We start from the raw sequence: 19,339 nt of genomic DNA on the forward strand, positions 1-19,339 counted from the left end.
TGCGGTTTGGTCGTTCTCTCTCTTCCCTCCTAGGCTTTGCTGGCCCCGTGCCCTGCCGCGCCCGGCTCCCCCCGACCCGAGGAGGCGCGCGGAGCGCCCCCGAAGATCGTCGATCGTCAGATCGCCCGGAGGTCAGCGACCGGCCGGAACCGGGTCGGTGGCCTCGGTCCACAGGTCCTGCTCGGCGCGGTCCGCCTGGACCTGACGGTAGACAAAGAAGCCGCCGAGGGCGACCAGGGCGACCAGGAGAAGCTTCTTCACCGCGGGACCTCGTCCTTCTTGCATAAGTGGACTCAAGAGCCGAGTTCCGGCCGGAGTGACCGGGCCGACGAGTCCAGTTCTTTTCGAACGCCTACGGGGCCGCCGGGTGCCAGACTGCCCTTGCGGCCGATGATACACACCGGTGTCCCAATCGTGACCAGCCACCGCTGCCGCCAACCCCGCGCCCGGACCGCGGGATTGACGCCGGGAAACGCCGAAGGGCCCGGAGTGATCCACTCCGGGCCCTTCGGGGAGGTGGGCCTAACAGGACTTGAACCTGTGGCCTCTTCCTTATCAGGGAAGCGCTCTAACCGTCTGAGCTATAGGCCCTCGCCACACGCAGAGGTTACCGGAACCTGGCCGTGGAACGAAAACCGGGAAACGCCGAAGGGCCCGGAGTGATCCACTCCGGGCCCTTCGCGGTGGTGGGCCTAACAGGACTTGAACCTGTGGCCTCTTCCTTATCAGGGAAGCGCTCTAACCGTCTGAGCTATAGGCCCTTGCCGCACTGAAAGATTAGCGGACCGACCGCCGATCCCCCAAATCCGTTCCGGCGGGGGTCGCGGCGGGGACCCCGGCGCCGAGCCGCGGCGCCCCGGCGGAGCGCCGCAGCAGCCACTCCTCCCGGGTCGCCGGCAGGCCGGCCGCGCCCTCCTCGGTGCTGCGGACGGCGAGGACCTGGTTGATCCCGATCCGGTTCTGCTCGAAGGCCAGCGCGGAGGCCGCCATGTACAGCCGCCACACCCTGGCCCGGCCGCGGCCGACCAGCCGGACCGCCTCCGTCCAGTGCGCCTCCAGGTTGGCCACCCATTCGCGCAGCGTCAGCGCGTAGTGCTCGCGCAGCGACTCGACGTCGCGGACCTCGAAGCCGGCCTCCTCCAGCCGGGCCACGGTGGAACCGACCGGCGAGAGCTCGCCGTCCGGGAAGACGTAGCGGTCGATGAACGGGCTGGTGCGGTGCTCCTCGCCGGGGTGGTCGGGGCGGCGCGCGATCTGGTGGTTGAGCAGCCGGCCGCCGGGCACCAGCAGCCGGTACAGGCCCTCGGCGTACGCCCGGTACTGCTCCTCGCCGACGTGCTCGGCCATGCCGACGCTGGAGATCGCGTCGAAGGGGCCGTCGGCGGTCTCCCGGTAGTCCTGGAGCCGGACCTCCACCCGGTCGGCCAGCCCGGCCTCCTCGACCCGCCGGCGGGCCAGCGCGACCTGCTCCGCCGAGATGGAGACGCCGACCGCCGTGACGCCGTAGTGCCGGACCGCGTGCAGCAACAGCGAGCCCCAGCCGCAGCCGACGTCCAGCAGGCGCATCCCCGGCCGCAGGCCGAGCTTGCGGCAGATCAGGTCGAGCTTGGCCGCCTGGGCGTCCTCCAGGCTCTTCGAGTCCGGCGTCCAGTAGGCGCACGAGTAGACCATCGAGGAGCCCAGGACGAGCCCGTAGAAGTCGTTGCCGACGTCGTAGTGGTGGCTGATGGCGGCGCGGTCCCGGCCGCGGCTGTGCAGCCGCCCCCGGGCCGTCCGGGCCTCCTCGGGGGGCGGCGTGGGCCGGGGGCCGACCGCGCCGGCCCGCAGGACGGCGGCGAGCGCCCGGCGGCCCTCCGGGCCGACCACGTCGCCCGGGCCGAACTCCAGGGTGCGGATCCGCGGCAGCTCGGAGAACCGGCCGACGGCGTCGAGCACCTCGTAGAGGTCGCCGCCGGGGGCGACGTCGAGGTCCCCCGAGACGTAGGCGCGGGCCAGGCCGAGCTCGCCCGGGGCCCAGAGCAGGCGGCGCAGCGCGCGGCGGTTGCGCAGGACGATGGTGGGGGCGCCGGGCGGGCCGGCGACGCTGCCGTCCCACGCCTGGACCCGCAGCGGGACCCGGACCCCCAGCAGCCCTTCCAGGGCCTCGACCAGTTGACCTGCGAGCTGTGCCATCGAGCGCGCCTCCGTCCAGTCGTCCTGCACGACCCGGTCGGGCGGACCGGGGGCGGCCTGCGGCACTCCCTGACGCGGAACGGGCGGCATCCAGCAAATCCCACCGCGGCCGGCCCGAATCCGGGCGGCACGCCGCGGGCGGCCGGCTGTCACCCGAAATGCCGACGGGCCCCGGAGGCTGAAACAGCCTCCGGGGCCCGTCCATTCCGTCCGGGGACGGAGTTCTGACCGTGGATCAGGATCCGCCCGGGTCAGTCCTCCTCGGCGAGGGTCAGCTCGACGCCGCCGGTGAAGCCGGCCGCGGCGTTGTAGATGAACGCGGAGAGCGTGGACAGCGCGGTCAGCAGCACGACGTCCACCACGGCGATCAGCGAGGTGAAGGTCATCACCTTGCCGAAGCCGATGTAGTCCATGATGTTGATGCCGCCGTTGCTGTCCGACCCCGTGACGTCCTTCAGGGTCTTGGACAGCGAGTCGAAGACGCCGAGCGAGTCCAGCGTCATCCACAGCACGGCCGCGGCCACGATGATGATGATCCCGACCGCCAGCGACAGCAGGAAGCTGACCTTCATCACGGACCACGGGTCGACCTTGGTCACCCGCAGACGGGCCTTGCGCGTGCGGCCCAGGCCCGCGCCGGCGGCCGGGGCTCCGGTGCCGGGACGGCGCGCGGCCCCGGGGACGGGCGTGCCGCCGGGCGGGGTGTTCCCCGTCCGGGTGCCCCGGGCCGGGGTCGGCTGCCCCTTGGCGTAGGTGGTCGGCTGGGAGAACCCGCCGGCCCCGCCCTGGGCGCCCGGTGCCGGCGTCTGACCGCCGTACGTGGCACCGCTCTGGCCCGCCGCGCCGACCGGTGGCATCAGCGAGGTGGACGCGGCCGGGTGTTCGGCCGGCGGCTGCGGCACGCCGTACCCACCCCCGCCCTGCGCGCCCGGACGGCCGCCGGAGGCTCCTCCCGCAGCACCCGTGGCTCCACTCACCTGGTCCTCCCGCACTTCCCGCCAGGGCGGGGGAACCGCCCTGTTCGTCACTCGACATCCAGCGCCCGGCGGGATTGCCCGGAACTGGTCGGCGGCCGGTGCCGCCGCATCCCCTCACTGAGGACGCGACGGCACCGGCCAACGGTTCGGTCAGACGCCGGCTTCGCCGCCGGCGGCCGTCTCCGTACCCTCGGCCATCTCGGTGGACTCGGTGCCCTCGACCTCGTCCTCCGACGTCTCCTCGTCCTCGGCCTCCGCGTTGCGGGCCATGCCCACGACCGCGTCGCGCTTTCCGAGGTTGATCAGTTGGACGCCCATGGTGTCACGTCCGGTTTCACGAACCTCGGAAACCCTCGTGCGGATCACCCCACCCGACAGGGTGATCGCCATGATCTCGTCGGTGTCGTCGACCACCAGCGCGCCGACCAGCGAACCCCGGCCCTCGACGATCTTCGCCGCCTTGGTGCCGTAGCCGCCGCGTCCCTGAACACGGTACTCGTCCACCGCCGTGCGCTTGGCGTACCCGCCGTCGGTGGCGGTGAAGACGAACGTGCCCGGGCGGACGACGTTCATCGAGAGCAGCTCGTCGTCCTCGCGGAAGGCCATGCCCTTGACGCCCGAGGTGGCGCGGCCGGTGGGCCGCAGGGCGTCGTCGGTCGCGGTGAAGCGGATCGACTGGGCCTTCTTGGAGACCAGCAGCAGGTCGTCCTCGGAGGAGACCAGCTCGGCGCCGATCAGCTCGTCGTCCCGGCCCGCATCGTCCTGGCGCAGGTTGATCGCGATCAGGCCGCCGGAGCGCGGGGAGTCGTAGTCCTTCAGCGCGGACTTCTTGACCAGGCCGGCCCGGGTGGCGAGCACCAGGTACGGCTTGTCCTCGTAGGTGCGGACGGCCATCACCTGGGTGATGTGCTCCTCCGGCTGGAAGGCCAGCAGGTTGGCCACGTGCTGGCCGCGGGCGTCGCGCCCGGCGTCCGGCAGCTCGTAGCCCTTGGCGCGGTAGACCCGGCCCTTGTTGGTGAAGAACAGGATCCAGTTGTGGGTCGTCGTCACGAAGAAGTGGTCGACGATGTCGTCCTGCTTGAGCTGGGCACCGCGCACGCCCTTGCCGCCGCGCTTCTGCGAGCGGTAGAGGTCGGAGCGGGTCCGCTTCACGTAGCCGCCACGGGTGATCGTGACGACGATGTCCTCCTCGGCGATGAGGTCCTCGATGGAGAGGTCGCCGTCGGACGGGATGAGGGTCGAGCGCCGCTCGTCGCCGTACTTCTCGACGATCGCGGTGAGTTCCTCGGAGATGATCTCCCGCTGGCGGGTCGGCGAGGCCAGGATCGCGTTGTACTCGTCGATCTTGCGCTGCAGCTCGTCGTGCTCGTCGGTGATCCGCTGGCGCTCCAGGGCGGCCAGGCGGCGCAGCTGCATCTCCAGGATCGCGTTGGCCTGGAGCTCGTCGATGGACAGCAGCTCCATCAGGCCGGTGCGGGCCGCGTCGGCGCTGGCCGAGGCCCGGATCAGCGCGATGACCTCGTCGATCACGTCGAGCGCGCGGAGCAGCGCGCGCAGGATGTGGGCGCGCTCCTCGGCCTTGCGCAGGCGGAACCTGGTGCGCCGGACGATGACCTCGACCTGGTGGTTGACCCAGTGCCGGATGAAGGCGTCGAGCGACAGCGTGCGCGGCACGCCGTCGACCAGGGCCAGCATGTTGGCGCCGAAGTTGGTCTGCAGCTCGGTGTGCTTGTACAGGTTGTTCAGCACGACCTTGGCGACCGCGTCGCGCTTGAGCACGACCACCAGGCGGGTGCCGGTGCGCGAGGAGGACTCGTCGCGGACGTCGGCGATGCCGGCGACCTTGCCGTCCTTGACCAGGTCGGCGATCTTCAGCGCGAGGTTGTCCGGGTTGACCTGGTAGGGCAGCTCGGTGATCACCAGGCACTGGCGGCCCTGGATCTCCTCGACCTCGACGACGGCCCGCATGGTGACCGAGCCGCGGCCGGTGCGGAAGTAGTCGTCGATCCCGCGGTGGCCGACGATCAGCGCGCCGGTCGGGAAGTCCGGGCCCTTGATCCGCTCGATCAGGGCCTCCAGCAGCTCCTCGTTGGAGGCGTCCGGGTGCTCCAGCGCCCAGAGCGCGCCGGAGGCGACCTCGCGGAGGTTGTGCGGCGGGATGTTGGTGGCCATGCCGACCGCGATGCCGGTGGCACCGTTGACCAGCAGGTTGGGGATGCGCGCGGGCAGGACGGTGGGCTCCTGCGAGCGGCCGTCGTAGTTGGCGGCGAAGTCGACGGTCTCCTCGTCGATGTCGCGCATCATCTCCATGGCCAGCGGCATCATCTTGCACTCGGTGTAGCGCATGGCCGCGGCCGGGTCGTTGCCCGGGGAGCCGAAGTTGCCGTTGCCGTCCACCAGCGGCATCCGCAGCGACCACGGCTGGGCCAGGCGGACCACGGTGTCGTAGATGGAGGTGTCGCCGTGGGGGTGGTAGTTGCCCATGACGTCGCCGACGACGCGGGCGCACTTGTAGTAGCCCTTCTCGGGCCGGTACCCGCCGTCGTACATCGCGTACAGCACGCGGCGGTGCACCGGCTTGAGGCCGTCGCGGACCTCGGGGAGCGCCCGGCTGACGATCACGCTCATGGCGTAGTCGAGGTAGGAGCGCTGCATCTCGGTCTCGAGCTCGACCGGCTCGATCCGCATGGTCGCCTGGGCGGTGGCCTCGGCGGGTACGGGGGTCTCGGGCTGTTCGCCGTCGGGACGGTTGTCGTCGACCACTGGTGGTCAGTTTCCTTTCACGCGGACTGGTACGTGCGGCTGCCGGTCGGGCGGCGTCACACGTCCAGGAAGCGGACGTCCTTGGCGTTTCGCTGGATGAAGGAGCGGCGGGCCTCGACGTCCTCGCCCATCAGCACGGAGAACAGCTCGTCGGCGCGGGCGGCGTCCTCCAGGGTGACCTGGAGCAGCAGCCGGTGCTCGGCGTCCATGGTGGTGACCCGGAGCTCCTCGGCGTTCATCTCGCCGAGACCCTTGAAGCGCTGGATCGCGTCGTCCTTGGGGAGCCGGCGCCCGGCCTCCACGCCGGCCGCGATCAGCGCGTCGCGCTCGCGGTCGGAGTAGGCGTACTCGAAGTCGTCCTTGCCCCACTTGATCTTGTACAGCGGGGGCATGGCCAGGTAGACGTACCCGGACTCGACCAGCGGCCGCATGAAGCGGAACAGCAGGGTCAGCAGCAGGGTGCGGATGTGCTGACCGTCGACGTCGGCGTCGGCCATCAGGACGATCTTGTGGTACCGGAGCTTGGACTCGTCGTAGTCCTCCTGGATGCCGCAGCCGAAGGCCGAGATCAGCGCCTGGACCTCGGTGTTCTGCAGCACCTTGTCGATCCGGGCCTTCTCGACGTTCAGGATCTTGCCGCGGATCGGCAGGATGGCCTGGGTGCGCGGGTCGCGGCCCTGCTTGGCCGAGCCGCCGGCGGAGTCACCCTCGACGATGAAGATCTCGCACTCGGAGGGGTCCTTGGACTGGCAGTCCGACAGCTTGCCCGGCAGCGAGGCGGACTCCAGCAGGCCCTTGCGGCGCGTGAGGTCGCGGGCCTTGCGGGCGGCGACGCGCGCGGTGGCGGCCTGGATGGACTTGCGGATGATGTCCGCGGCCTCGTTGGGGTTGCGGTCCAGCCAGTCGTTCAGGTGCTCGTGGACGACCTTCTGGACGAAGGTCTTGGCCTCGGTGTTGCCGAGCTTGTCCTTGGTCTGGCCCTCGAACTGCGGCTCGCCGAGCTTGACCGAGATGATCGCGGTCAGGCCCTCGCGGATGTCCTCGCCGGAGAGGTTGTCGTCCTTCTCCCGGAGCAGCTTCTTGTCGCGCGCGTAGCGGTTGACCAGGCCGGTCAGCGCCGCGCGGAAGCCCTCCTCGTGGGTGCCGCCGCCGTGGGTGTGGATGGTGTTCGCGAAGCTGTAGACGCCCTCGGTGTAGGAGGTGTTCCACTGCATCGCGATCTCCACCGAGATCGCCTTGTCCTTGTCCTCCGCCTCGTAGTCGATGACCGAGGGGTGGATGACCTCGCCCTTGCGGGAGTTGAGGTGGGCGACGAAGTCGGCGATGCCGCCGTCGTACTTGTACGTGACGGTGAGCGGCTTGCCCTCCTCGTCCACGTGCTCGGGGCGCTCGTCGGTCAGCGAGATCGACAGGCCCTTGTTGAGGAACGCCATCTCCTGGAAGCGCCGGGAGAGCGTCTCGAAGGAGTAGACGGTGGTCTCGAAGATGTCCGGGTCGGCCCAGAAGGTGACGGTCGTACCGGTCTTGTCGGTGGTCTCGCCCTTGACCAGGGGGGCGGTCGGCGCGCCCATCTTGTAGTCCTGGGTCCAGCGGTGGCCGTCCTTGTGGATCTCCACCGACAGCCGGGTGGACAGCGCGTTCACCACGGAGACGCCGACGCCGTGCAGACCGCCGGAGACCGCGTAGCCGCCGCCGCCGAACTTGCCGCCGGCGTGCAGGACGGTGAGCACGACCTCGACGGCCGGCTTGTCCTGGCCCGGGACGATGTCGACCGGGATGCCGCGGCCGTTGTCGACGCAGCGGATCGCGCCGTCGGCCATGATCGTGACATCGATGGTGTCGGCGTACCCGGCCATCGCCTCGTCGACGGAGTTGTCCACGACCTCCTGCACCAGGTGGTGCAGGCCGCGCTCACCGGTGGAGCCGATGTACATGCCGGGGCGCTTGCGGACGGCGTCGAGGCCTTCCAGCACCTGGATGTTGCTACCGGTGTAGGAAGCCTGGTCGGTCTGGTCTGGGGTCTGGCTGGGGTTGCCGGAATCGGCCACGAAGCGCCCTCTCTGGCACAGCGCGGGCCGCATCCCCACCCCGTGTGGGCGGGCGTGCGACCACGGCGTTTCGACTCGGTTGCCACTAGCAACAGTGTTTGGCTCTCAGTCTACCGGTACGACTGACAGAGATGGGCCTTTGGCAGCCCTTGAGGGCAGATATGCCGCCCTGAATCCCCTCTGCACATGTCCCGATACTCGACCGGGGGGCCCAGAGCGCCTGGAAGGGCTGTCAGGGGTTCCGGAAGATCGTGGTCCGGTCGTCCTCCTCCGAGGACGGGCCCGCGCCCGCGATCAGCCCCAGGTGTCGCCCGGTCCCTTGCTGCCCGGGGCGCGCAGCCGGCCGTAGCCGCGGGCCGGTGCGGCCGGGCCGAGCACCTTGATGGTGCGGACCGTGCCGTGGCCCAGCTCGTGGTTCAGACGGGCCACCAACTGCCGGGCCAGCCAGCGCAGTTGGGTGGCCCAGGCGGTCGAGTCGCACTGCACGGTGAGCACCGCGGCCTGGTCGTCGTAGGAGGACGGGTGGCAGTGCGCGGCGATGTCCGGGCCGACGATCTGCGGCCACCGGCCCATCACCCCGCCGACCGCGGCCGAGGACTCCCAGCCCCGCTCGGTCAGCAGCCGGTTCAGCGCCGCGCCCAGCGGCACCGGGTCGCGGCCGTCCGAACGGGCCCCGCTGCGCAGGCCGTGCCGCTTCGCCTCGCGCTTCTGCTGGACCTGCTCGCCGCGCTGGCGGGCCTGCGCCCGGGCCGCCCGCAGCGCCGAACGGGCGAGGTCGGCACCGGTCGGCCGGTCGGCGCCGGGCTGCGGGGAGGTCTCCGCGGACTCGCTCACGGCGATCTCCTTTCCCCAGCCTGTGGACAACGGTCGAGCGGTCCAGCGTACGGGAGCGGTGGGACGGTCGGGATCCGCCCACCGGCGGGGGCGACCGGGGGGCTCTACGGAGGAATCGTGAAGGTCAGGCGCGCGGCGGAGCCGTGCCCGCGCGGCAAGCCCGTGGGGGGATCGCCTGAGAAAGATCGCCTGAGGGAGATCGCGTGGAGGATCAGGCGTCGACGCGGCGCACGGCGCCGTCGGCCACCGCGAAGCGGGCGCCGGCCAGCGCCTTCGGCACGTCCTCGGCGACCGCGGCGGTCACCAGGACCTGCTCGCCGTCGGCCACCAGCTCGGCCAGCCGGTCCCGGCGGGCCGCGTCGAGCTCGGCGAAGACGTCGTCCAGGATCAGCACCGGCTCACCGCCGTCGGCGCGCAGCAGCTCGTACGAGGCCAGCCGCAGCGCGAGCGCGAACGACCAGGACTCGCCGTGGCTCGCGTAGCCCTTGGCGGGCAGCGGGCCCAGCTTGAGCCCGAGCTCGTCGCGGTGCGGGCCGACCAGGGTGATCCCGCGTTCGACCTCCTGCTTGCGCACCGCCTGCAGGGCCTGGAGGAGCTGTTCCTCGGCCTGCTCGCGGCTGGCCGGCAAGTCGCCCTCGAAGGAACTGCGGTACTCCAGCGCGGTGTCACCGCCGCCGGGCGCCAGTTGCCCGTACGCGGCCGTCACCAGCGGCTGCAGGGCCGCCACCAGCTGGATCCGGAAGGCCGTCAACTCGGCTCCGGCTCGGGCGAGGTGACCGTCCCACACCTCCAGGGTGGAGAGGTCGGCGCCCTTGCCGCCACCGGCCCGGCGGGCCATCGCGGCGGTCTTCAGCAGCGCGTTGCGCTGTTTGAGCACCCGTTCGTAGTCCTGCCGCACGCCGGCCAGGCGGGGGGCGCGGGCGGTCAGCAGCTCGTCGAGGAAGCGGCGGCGCTCACCGGGGTCGCCCTTGACCAGGCTGAGGTCCTCGGGGGCGAACAGCACGGTGCGCAGCAGGCCCAGCACGTCGCGCGGGCGGACGTTGTCGGAGCGGTTGATCCTGGCCCGGTTCGCCTTGCCGGGGGTGAGCTCCAGTTCGACCAGGGTGGAGCGGCCGCGGTTCACCACGGAGGTGCGGATCACCGCGCGCTCGGCGCCCAGCCGGATCAGCGGCGCGTCGGTCGCCACCCGGTGGCTGCCCAGGGTGGCGACGTAGCCGATCGCCTCGACCAGGTTGGTCTTGCCCTGGCCGTTGGGACCGACGAAGGCCGTCACGCCCGGGTCGAGGGGCACCTCGGCCCGGGCGTACGACCGGAAGTCGGCGAGCGACAGGTGCGCGACGTGCATGGCTGTGGACTGCGCTCGCCTTCTGGTGGGGAGGGGCTACTTGGACTCGACCGCGTGGCCACCGAACTGGTTGCGCAGCGCGGCGATCATCTTCATCTGCGGCGAGTCGTCCTGGCGCGAGGCGAAGCGGGCGAACAGCGAGGCGGTGATCGCCGGCAGCGGCACGGCGTGGTCGATCGCGGCCTCGACGGTCCAACGGCCCTCGCCGGAGTCGGCGGCCCAACCGCGCAGCTTCTCCAGGTGCTCGTCGTCGTCCAGGGCGCGGACGGCCAGGTCCAGCAGCCAGGAGCGGATGACGGTGCCCTCCTGCCAGCTGCGGAAGACCTCGCGCACGTCGGTGACCTCGGGGGCGGCCTCCAGCAGCTCCCAGCCCTCGGCGAAGGCCTGCATCATCGCGTACTCGATGCCGTTGTGGACCATCTTGGCGAAGTGGCCGGCGCCCACGGCGCCCGCGTGCACCGAGCCGAAGTCCCCCTCGGGCTTGAGCGCGTCGAAGACCGGCTGGACCCGCGCGACGTGCTCGGCGTCGCCGCCGTACATCAGGGCGTAGCCGTTCTCCAGGCCCCAGACGCCGCCGGAGACGCCGCAGTCGACGAAGCCGATGCCCTTGGCCGCCAGCGCCTCGGCGTGCTTGATGTCGTCCGTCCAGCGGGAGTTGCCGCCGTCGACCACGACGTCACCGGGGGACAGCAGCTCGGCGAGCTCGTCGACGGTCGCCTGGGTCGCGGCGCCGGCCGGGACCATCACCCAGACCACGCGCGGGCCCTGGAGCTTGGTGACGAGTTCCTGCAGGCTCTCGACGTCGGAGACGTCCGGGTTGCGGTCGTAGCCGATGACGGTGTGGCCGGCGCGGCGGATCCGCTCGCGCATGTTGCCGCCCATCTTGCCGAGACCGATGAGGCCGAGCTCCATGACCAAGTCCTTACCTGTGGTGACGTGCCTGCCGGCGGCGCCGTTGCCGCACACTCCCTGAGCCTACGCGCTGAACGCACAGGGCCTCCCCCGGTCCGGGCCGACCGGGGGAGGCCGTCCACAGGCTGTGGGTACGGCCTGTGGGTATCGCTCGTGCGGGTCAGCCGGAGAGGCGGACCGGCATGCGGAGTCCTGTGGGGGACGACCCCCACACCTCCGGGATCATGCCGGTCACCAGCATCAGCCCGAGAGGCGGACCGGCATGATCAGGTACTGGTACGCCTTGTCCTCCTCGGCGTCCACCGAGGCCTTGCCGCTCAGGAGGGCGGGCTTGGTCGGGGTGGTGAAGCTCAGCTGGGCGTAGGCGGAGTCGATGGCCTTGAGGCCCTCCTCCAGGTAGCCCGGGTTGAAGGCGATCGAGATGTCGTCGCCCTCCAGGTCGGCGTCGACCCGCTCGGTGGCCTGGGCGTCGTCGCCCGAGCCGGCCTCCAGGGTCAGCACGCCCTGCTCGAAGCTGAGCCGGACCGGGGTGTTGCGCTCGGCGACCAGCGAGACGCGCTTGAGCGCCTCCAGGAACGGCTGGGTCTGGATCGCGGCGACGGCGCTGAACTCGGTCGGGAAGAGGCTGCGGAACTTGGGGAACTCGCCCTCCAGCAGCCGCGTGGTGGTGCGGCGGCCGGCGCCCTCGAAACCGATCAGGCCCTCGCCCGCGCCGCCCGAGGACAGCGCGATCGAGACGTTGTCGCCGCTGCCCAGGGACTTGGCGATGTCCTGCAGGGTCTTGGCCGGGACCAGCGCGACGGCGGAGATGTCCGACTGCTCGGGCTTCCACAGCAGCTCGCGCACGGCGAAGCGGTAGCGGTCGGTGGCGGCCAGGGTGATCCGGTCGCCCTCGATCTCGACCCGGACGCCGGTCAGCACCGGGAGGGTGTCGTCACGGCCGGCGGCCACGGCGGCCTGGCTGACCGCGGAGGCGAAGACGTCGCCCGAGACGGTGCCGGTGGCGGTGGGCATCTGGGGCAGTGCCGGGTACTCGTCCACCGGGAGGGTGGGGAGGGTGAACCGGGAGCTGCCGCAGACCACGCTGACCCGCTGGCCGTCGGTGGAGATCTCCACAGGCCTGTTGGGGAGGTTGCGCGAGATGTCGTTCAGCAGGCGACCGGAGACCAGGACGGTGCCGGCCTCCTCGATGTCGGCCTCCAGCTCGACCCGGGCCGAGACCTCGTAGTCGAAGCCGGACAGGGCCAGGCTGCCGTCCTGTGCCGTCAGCAGCAGGCCGGCCAGCACCGGCACCGGCGGCCGTGCCGGGAGGCTGCGGGCAGCCCAGGCCACCGCCTCCGCGAGGACGTCACGCTCCACCCGGAACTTCACCGGTAACCGCCTCCTGGATCGAGCGCTCCCGCTCGCACTCTGGTTCGTCTGATCTTGATCGTCGGTCTGGCTGTCCGCCGAGCTCTGCCACTCCGCTTCCAGTTGCCGAGGACAGTCTGACGTACTCCGCCGACAGACGGGGCAGACGGGCGGAAGCAACCCGAACAGATGTCGGGCGACGGTTGTCCACAGATTTCGGGCCCACCTGCTTTGAAACGCATCGATGGGTCTAACTGTGTAGTGGTAGTAGTAGGGCCTGTGGAAACCGTGGATAACCCCGTTTCCGCAGGTCAGCCCCCGAATTTTGTCCACAGTGGGTGTGGATGGCGGCTGTGGACGGACAGGGCCCGCTGTGGACGGCGGAGCGTTACCCACAGGGCACCGAACGTATCCACAGGTTTTCCCCAGCGCCGTCCCCAGATCCGGGCCCGGTTATCCACGGGGCCCGGTCAACTTTTCGTGACGCCTTTCACACCAGGGCATGAACGGTACCCCAAAGTTGTCGAACTGTGGACGCCGCTGTGGACAACCTGGGGATAACCGCCCCGATCCTGGGGACGAGCGGTGGATAACCCGAACGGCCCACTGGCGGCCCGTCAATTGTCCACACCCTGTGGATAACGGTTGTGCACAAGTCCACAGGCACCTGACCTGCGCGGAAGAGCGTAGCGGCGGCCCGCCTGTGGAGGAATTCTGGATAACTTCGGGCGTCGCGCCCTGTGGACGGTGGAGAAAGCCCGTCACCTGTGGACGAGCGCCCCCTGCGCTGCCGGTTTTCGAATCACCGGTCAGATGTTCGACGCCGACTGTGGAGTGGCGGAGCATCCGTCGAGACATCCCTGCCCCGCATTCGGGTGATGCACACCTGTGGATACGCCGAGAGGGCGTCAGGATCGCCCCTGACGCCCTCGGCGGGTCGCGCCGCGGCCGGCCTTCCGCAGAAGTGCCGGCGGCGGCCCCAACGGCCCTGGGAGTACTAGCTCTTGATGCGGTTGGTGAGCTCGGTGACCTGGTTGTAGATCGAGCGCCGCTCCGCCATCAGCGAGCGGATCTTGCGGTCCGCGTGCATCACCGTGGTGTGGTCGCGGCCGCCGAACTGCGCGCCGATCTTCGGCAGCGACAGGTCGGTGAGCTCCCGGCACAGGTACATCGCGATCTGACGCGCGGTCACCAGCACGCGGCTGCGCGAGGATCCGCAGAGGTCGTCCACGCCCAGCCCGAAGTAGGCCGCGGTCTGCTGCATGATGACCTGCGCGGTGATCTCGGGGCCCGCGTCCTCGTCCCCGCCCGGGATCAGGTCCTTGAGGACGATGCCGGCCAGCTCCAGGTCCACCGGCGCCCGGTTGAGGTTGGCGAAGGCGGTGACCCGGATGAGGGCGCCCTCCAACTCCCGGATGTTGCGGGTGATCCGGGACGCGATGAACTCCAACACGTCGGCCGGGGCGTTGAGTTGCTCCTGGATCGCCTTCTTGCGGAGGATCGCGATCCGGGTCTCCAGCTCCGGCGGGGTGACGTCGGTGATCAGACCCCACTCGAAGCGGTTGCGCAGCCGGTCCTCCAACGTGGTCAGCAGCTTGGGCGGCCGGTCCGACGAGAGGACGATCTGCTTGTTCGCGTTGTGCAGGGTGTTGAAGGTGTGGAAGAACTCCTCCTGCGTGGACTCCTTCTGCGCGAGGAACTGCACGTCGTCCACGAGCAGGATGTCCATGTCCCGGTAGCGCTTGCGGAAGGTGTCCGCCTTGCCGTCCCGGATCGAGTTGATGAACTCGTTGGTGAACTCCTCCGAGGACACGTACCGCACGCGGGTGCCCGGGAAGAGGCTGCGCGAGTAGTGCCCGATGGCGTGGAGCAGGTGGGTCTTGCCCAGCCCGGACTCGCCGTAGATGAAGAGCGGGTTGTACGCCTTGGCCGGGGCCTCGGCGACCGCGACCGCCGCCGCGTGCGCGAAGCGGTTGCTCGCGCCGATGACGAAGGTGTCGAAGAGGTACTTGGGGTTCAGCCGGGCGGCCGGCTCGTCCTTGCGCGAGCCGCCGGCCGGGGGAGCCCCGGGGGGCGCGGGCACGCCGGGCACCGCGGGGCGCTCTAGGGCGCGCTCCGGCGCGGGCTTGTCGGACGGGCGCCCGCCACCGGGGCGTGCGCCGGGCGAGCGGCGGCCGCCGGTGGTGCGGGGCTGCTCGTTCGGGCCGGGGCCGTAGGCGCCGCCGAAGAGGTCGCCCTGGGTGGTCGCGGGCGGGCCGGGCATCGGGCGCTGCACCGCACGGGGCGCGGGCTCGTCCTCGATGTCGTGGTACTGGCTGTCGTGGTCCTGGTAGCCGGACCAGGAGTGGGGCGCCGCCGGAGCGCCGTAGGGCGCGGGGCGCTGCTCGTAGCCGCCGGTGTCGTACCGGGGGCGGTCGTAGTCCTGCTCGTACGGCTGCTGGTAGCCCTGGCCGCCGTAGCCGTCGTCCTGGACGGGGCCCGGGTAGGGCTCCACGGGGGCGTGGGGGGCCGGCGCGGGGGTCGTGGGGACGGCGTTGGCATCGACCATCACGGCGATGCGCACCGGGCGGCTGAGTTCACGGCTGAGGGCCTCGGTCAGCTGCGGCAGCAGCCGGCCCTCCAGCACCTGCTTGGCCCGTTCGTTCGGGGTCGCCAGCAGGGCGGTGTCGTGCATCATCCACATCGGCTGGGTGCGCTGCACCCACTGCTTGTCCATCTCGCCGACGTCCGGGTCGTTGACCAGCCGCTCGACGACCCTCGCCCAGACCGGGACGAGGTCGCTGTTGACATCAGCCACTGGTGCACGCTTTCCAAGAACAAACCAGACAAGTCCTGCAACGGTAGTCAGCGAACAGAGCCGGATCAAGTCGTTGTCCACAGGCTGTGGGCAAACCGGACGAGCCGGGCCGTCCGGGACGGCTGGTTTGACCCTCGTGCCCCGTCCCGCGTACCGTAACCAGGTCGAGTTGTCGATGGCCGCTGCCGCATGTCCGCGGGTCCACCCGCTCCATAAGGCGCGCAGCACGGGCGCCGTGGATTGCCTCAAACCCCAGCCGAACTGGGGAAACGGGCCGGATTTCCGAATCAGGGGAGATCACGCGGACGCACGGTGACGGCCAAGCGACTTCCCGTCATCCTACGATTCACCTCAGGAGCCCCCGAGTGAGCAAGCGCACCTTCCAGCCGAACAACCGTCGTCGCGCGAAGACCCACGGCTTCCGGCTGCGTATGCGTACCCGCGCCGGCCGCGCCATCCTGGCCGCCCGCCGTGGCAAGGGCCGCGCCAGTCTGTCCGCCTGATCCACGACAGAGTCTGTTGTGCTGCCCTCCGAGAATCGGCTGCGGCGGCGCCAGGACTTCGCGACCGCGGTGAAACGCGGTCGTCGGGCCGGCCGGCCCCTGTTGGTCGTCCATCTCAGCAGAGACGGTGACCCCAAGGGCCAGGCCGACCGGACCAGCGACTCCCGCCCGCACGTCGCCGAGGGGACTCCTTCGGCGCGTGCGGGTTTCGTCGTGAGCAAGGCCGTTGGCCCGGCGGTCGTTCGCAACCTGGTCAAGCGCCGGTTGCGCCACCTCGTACGTGATCGTCTGTCCAGGCTGCCCGCCGGTAGCCTGATAGTGGTGCGTGCGCTGCCCCAGGCCGCGTCCGCCTCGTACCAGGACCTCGAACGCGACCTGGACGCGGCGCTCAAGCGGTTGCTGAAGGCGGAGCCCGCCACGACGGCGCCGACGGGAGCAGGGCGATGAAGTACCTGCTGATGGGTCTGATCAGGGTCTACCAGTGGACGATCAGCCCACTGCTCGGTCCGGTCTGCCGCTACTACCCCTCCTGTTCGCACTACGGCTTCGAGGCCGTGAAGGTGCACGGGGCGGTCAAGGGCGGCGGGCTGACCGTCTGGCGCATCCTGCGCTGCAATCCGTGGAGCCCCGGCGGGGTCGATCACGTCCCGCCGCGCAAGCACCCGGTGTGGCACCGCCGGTTGCGAGACCGGCTGAGCAGCCGGTCCGCCACCGGGGCGCCGGTGGCCACCAACCCCGCCGGTCCGGCCCCCGAGGGCCCGGCGACCATTGGCCCCGAGCGGCCGATCCTCATGTCCAAGGAGCCTGACCGGTGACCTTCTCCTTCCTGAACCCCTTGTACACAGCGGTGTCCTGGATCATCGTCCAGTTCCACACGCTGTACAGCAACGTCTTCGACCCGGACGGTGGCTGGGCCTGGGGTCTGTCCATCGCCTCGATGGTGGTCGTCATCCGGATCTGCCTGATCCCGCTCTTCGTGAAGCAGATCAAGGCGACCCGGGCCATGCAGGCGATCCAGCCGAAGATGAAGGCCATCCAGGAGCGCTACAAGAACGACCGGCAGCGCCAGTCCGAAGAGATGATGAAGCTGTACAAGGATGCGGGTACCAACCCGTTCTCCAGCTGCCTTCCCATCATCGTCCAGGCGCCGTTCTTCACCGCTCTCTACGGTGTGCTCGCCAACGTGGCCAAGGGCCACGACATCGGCGTCATCCACGGCGACCTGCTGCTGAGCGCCGGCAAGGCGCACATCTTCGGTGCCCCGCTCTCCGCGACCTTCGTCAGCAGCGGTGAGACCAGCGTCAAGATCGTCACCGCGGTGATGATCATCATGATGTCGGCGTCGCAGTTCATCACCCAGCGCCAGCTGATGACCAAGAACGTCGACCTCACGGTGAAGACGCCGTTCATGCAGCAGCAGAAGATGCTGATGTACGTCTTCCCGCTCATGTTCGCCGTCATGGGCATCAACTTCCCGGTGGGTGTCCTGGTCTACTGGCTGACCACCAACGTCTGGTCGATGGGCCAGCAGCTGATCGTCATCCGCAACAACCCGACTCCGGGCAGCAAGGCCTGGGACGAGCGGCAGGTGCGCCTCAAGAAGGCCGGTCGCCTGAACCCGGACGGCTCGGAGATCAAGGGTGCCCTGTGGGGCATGCTGCCCCCGTCGAAGGCGGCCCTCACCGCGGCCGCCGAGGCCTCCGCGACGGTCGAGGAGTCGGTGCAGGCGCGTCGCCAGCAGCCGCGCAAGCAGACCAAGGCCCAGCGCCAGCACACCGGCGGCCAGACCGCGAGCCTGACCAAGGACGCCCCGGCGGAGGAGGAGCCCGCGGACGCCGTTCCGGCCGACGCCGGCAGCGCCACGCCGGCCGCCGCCAAGCCCGGCACCTCCCGACCCGGGGGCGCCAAGCCCGGCACCGCCCGTCAGCAGCCGAAGCGCGGCGGCCAGCGGCCGAAGAAGAAGTCCTGACCGGCTTCGTCCAGAGCTTCGTTCCCGGCCCACCCAACCTGGGCCTCATCTCCGAAGGAGTCCATCAGTGACGGAAGGCACCACCTCCGCCGTCGAGGCCGAGGCCGCCGCCAGCGCCGACGAGAGCCTCATCTCCCGTCTGGAGCAGGAGGGCGACATCGCGGCGGACTACCTGGAGGGTCTGCTCGACATCGCCGACCTCGACGGTGACATCGACATGGACGTCGAGGGCGACCGCGCCCTGGTCTCCATCGTCAGCGACGGCAACGACCGGGCGATCCAGCGCCTGGTCGGCCAGGACGGTGAGGTGCTGGAGGCCCTGCAGGAGCTGACCCGGTTGGCCGTCCACCGGGAGACCGGTGAGCGCAGCCGCCTCATGCTGGACATTGCCGGCTTCCGGGCCCGCAAGCGGGAGGAGCTGGCCGCGCTCGGCGCCAAGGCGGCCGAGCAGGCCAAGCGCACGGGCGAGCAGGTCAAGCTGCGGCCGATGACGCCCTTCGAGCGCAAGGTGGTCCACGACGCGGTCGCCGCGGCGGGTCTGCGCAGCGAGTCCGAGGGCGAAGAGCCCCAGCGGTGCGTGGTCGTGCTGCCGGCCTGAGGCCGACAGGTCGACGACCGGTCGCCCCGGCGACCGGTGCGCTTCACAGGACGCGACCCCGTCCGCCTCGTGCGGGCGGGGTCGTCGTCCCTTCGCGGGGCGGTGGCCCGGCGACAGATGTTTCACGTGGAACTGTGCGGGAGAGCGGGTCGGTGGATCCGGGGATCGGAGAGGTCGAGATGGACACGGAGAGCACGGCTGACGGCCAGCCGGGGGCGGGTGCCGTCAATCCGGCCGCTGAGGGCGAGGGTGCCGCGCCGCCCGCCGCGGGGGGGCCCGGCGAGGCGCCGGCCGCCGCCCGGGAGGTCTTCGGCGAGCGCTTCGACGCCGCGGTCCGCTACACCGAGCTGCTGGCCACCGCGGGCGTCCAGCGCGGGCTGATCGGGCCGCGCGAGGTGCCCCGGCTCTGGGACCGGCACGTGCTGAACTGCGCGGTGCTCGCCGAGCTGCTGCCGGCCGGCACCACCCTGTGCGACGTCGGCTCCGGCGCCGGTCTGCCGGGCATCCCGGTGGCGCTGGCCCGTCCGGACGTCTCGGTGACGCTGCTGGAGCCGCTGCTGCGGCGGACCACCTTCCTGGAGGAGGTCGTCCGCGAGCTGGCCCTGGAGAACGTCACCGTGCTGCGCGGCCGGGCCGAGGAGATGGTCGGCAAGCTCGCGGTGGACGTGGTGACCGCCCGGGCGGTGGCCCCGCTGGACCGGCTGGCCGGCTGGGGCATGCCGCTGCTCCGCCCGCACGGGCAGATGCTGGCGCTCAAGGGCGACAGCGCCGAGCAGGAGCTGGCCGACTCGCGGGCCGGGCTGACCAAGCTCGGCGCGGTCGAGTGGAGCGTCATCTCGGTCGGTGAGGGCACCCTGGAGACCTCGACCCGGGTGGTCCAGGTCAAGGCGGGGGAGAGCCCCGGCGGGGTGAAGGCGGCGACCCGGCGGGCCAAGGCGGCCCGGGCCGGCCGGACCGCGGCCCCCCGCACCGGTGAGCGCGGCCGGGGCGGGCGCCGCCGGGGCCGCTGACCCCGGGTGACGCTCGACACTCGCCACGACGGGCGGGTGGCCCTCCCGAACAGGGAGGGCC

Annotated in this window: 16 protein-coding genes and 2 tRNA genes; 6 read left to right on the forward strand and 12 right to left on the reverse strand. The window is 70.9% G+C overall.

What is annotated here, in order from left to right; all coding sequences use genetic code 11:
* Positions 1-132: 132 nt before the first annotated feature.
* The 12 genes from ACFXDE_RS36915 to dnaA all read right to left on the reverse strand — a co-directional run bounded on the left by ACFXDE_RS36915 (position 133) and on the right by dnaA (position 15,198).
* Entirely contained in the window at positions 133-261 is a 129-nt protein-coding gene (locus ACFXDE_RS36915; protein ID WP_014137031.1) for a DLW-39 family protein, read from the reverse strand.
* Positions 262-517: 256 nt separating this feature from the next.
* A tRNA-Ile gene (locus ACFXDE_RS36920) sits at positions 518-591 on the reverse strand.
* Between the two features lie 93 nt (positions 592-684).
* A tRNA-Ile gene (locus ACFXDE_RS36925) sits at positions 685-761 on the reverse strand.
* 16 nt (positions 762-777) lie between these two features.
* The gene (locus ACFXDE_RS36930; protein WP_380498767.1) at positions 778-2,172 is read right to left on the reverse strand and encodes a class I SAM-dependent methyltransferase; all 1,395 of its coding nucleotides are present in this window, start codon (positions 2,170-2,172) and stop codon (positions 778-780) included.
* Between the two features lie 251 nt (positions 2,173-2,423).
* Positions 2,424-3,074, reverse strand: a complete 651-nt coding sequence (locus ACFXDE_RS36935) for a DUF3566 domain-containing protein (protein ID WP_380498762.1) — start codon at positions 3,072-3,074, stop codon at positions 2,424-2,426.
* Positions 3,075-3,299: 225 nt separating this feature from the next.
* Entirely contained in the window at positions 3,300-5,837 is a 2,538-nt protein-coding gene (gyrA, locus tag ACFXDE_RS36940; protein ID WP_380498768.1) for a DNA gyrase subunit A, read from the reverse strand.
* A 131-nt stretch (positions 5,838-5,968) separates the two neighbouring features.
* A complete protein-coding gene (gene gyrB / locus ACFXDE_RS36945) occupies positions 5,969-7,993 on the reverse strand; it encodes a DNA topoisomerase (ATP-hydrolyzing) subunit B (protein ID WP_380441751.1) in 2,025 nt (674 codons plus the stop codon).
* Between the two features lie 261 nt (positions 7,994-8,254).
* Positions 8,255-8,794 (reverse strand): DUF721 domain-containing protein, encoded by a 540-nt coding sequence (locus ACFXDE_RS36950; protein ID WP_380441749.1) that lies wholly within the window; start codon positions 8,792-8,794, stop codon positions 8,255-8,257.
* A gap of 211 nt (positions 8,795-9,005) precedes the next feature.
* A complete protein-coding gene (gene recF / locus ACFXDE_RS36955) occupies positions 9,006-10,139 on the reverse strand; it encodes a DNA replication/repair protein RecF (protein WP_380498763.1) in 1,134 nt (377 codons plus the stop codon).
* Positions 10,140-10,175: 36 nt separating this feature from the next.
* Positions 10,176-11,051 carry a phosphogluconate dehydrogenase (NAD(+)-dependent, decarboxylating) gene (gene gnd / locus ACFXDE_RS36960; RefSeq protein WP_380498764.1) on the reverse strand — a complete coding sequence of 292 codons (876 nt, stop codon included), beginning with the start codon at positions 11,049-11,051 and terminating at the stop codon, positions 10,176-10,178.
* 240 nt (positions 11,052-11,291) lie between these two features.
* Complete coding sequence (gene dnaN, locus ACFXDE_RS36965) at positions 11,292-12,422, reverse strand: DNA polymerase III subunit beta (RefSeq protein WP_359964163.1); 1,131 nt, start codon at positions 12,420-12,422, stop codon at positions 11,292-11,294.
* A gap of 976 nt (positions 12,423-13,398) precedes the next feature.
* Positions 13,399-15,198, reverse strand: coding sequence for a chromosomal replication initiator protein DnaA (gene dnaA / locus ACFXDE_RS36970; protein ID WP_380498765.1), 1,800 nt, complete (start codon positions 15,196-15,198; stop codon positions 13,399-13,401).
* Positions 15,199-15,563: 365 nt separating this feature from the next.
* Here dnaA and rpmH point away from each other — a divergent pair, with 365 nt between their 5' ends.
* The 6 genes from rpmH to rsmG all read left to right on the forward strand — a co-directional run bounded on the left by rpmH (position 15,564) and on the right by rsmG (position 19,278).
* On the forward strand, positions 15,564-15,701 hold the full coding sequence (gene rpmH, locus ACFXDE_RS36975) for a 50S ribosomal protein L34 (protein ID WP_030059672.1): 138 nt from the start codon (positions 15,564-15,566) through the stop codon (positions 15,699-15,701).
* Positions 15,702-15,719: 18 nt separating this feature from the next.
* A complete protein-coding gene (gene rnpA / locus ACFXDE_RS36980) occupies positions 15,720-16,148 on the forward strand; it encodes a ribonuclease P protein component (RefSeq protein WP_359964159.1) in 429 nt (142 codons plus the stop codon).
* Positions 16,145-16,516: a membrane protein insertion efficiency factor YidD gene (gene yidD, locus ACFXDE_RS36985; RefSeq protein ID WP_380441739.1), complete on the forward strand. Its 372-nt coding sequence runs from the start codon at positions 16,145-16,147 to the stop codon at positions 16,514-16,516. Before rnpA ends, yidD begins: the two co-directional genes overlap by 4 nt.
* Complete coding sequence (gene yidC, locus ACFXDE_RS36990) at positions 16,513-17,670, forward strand: membrane protein insertase YidC (protein ID WP_380441737.1); 1,158 nt, start codon at positions 16,513-16,515, stop codon at positions 17,668-17,670. Before yidD ends, yidC begins: the two co-directional genes overlap by 4 nt.
* Before the next feature lie 67 nt (positions 17,671-17,737).
* Complete coding sequence (locus tag ACFXDE_RS36995; RefSeq protein ID WP_359964154.1) at positions 17,738-18,268, forward strand: R3H domain-containing nucleic acid-binding protein; 531 nt, start codon at positions 17,738-17,740, stop codon at positions 18,266-18,268.
* Between the two features lie 179 nt (positions 18,269-18,447).
* On the forward strand, positions 18,448-19,278 hold the full coding sequence (gene rsmG, locus ACFXDE_RS37000) for a 16S rRNA (guanine(527)-N(7))-methyltransferase RsmG (protein ID WP_380498766.1): 831 nt from the start codon (positions 18,448-18,450) through the stop codon (positions 19,276-19,278).
* Positions 19,279-19,339: the final 61 nt, after the last annotated feature.

This window comes from Kitasatospora sp. NPDC059408 (assembly GCF_042751525.1).
GTDB lineage: Bacteria > Actinomycetota > Actinomycetes > Streptomycetales > Streptomycetaceae > Kitasatospora.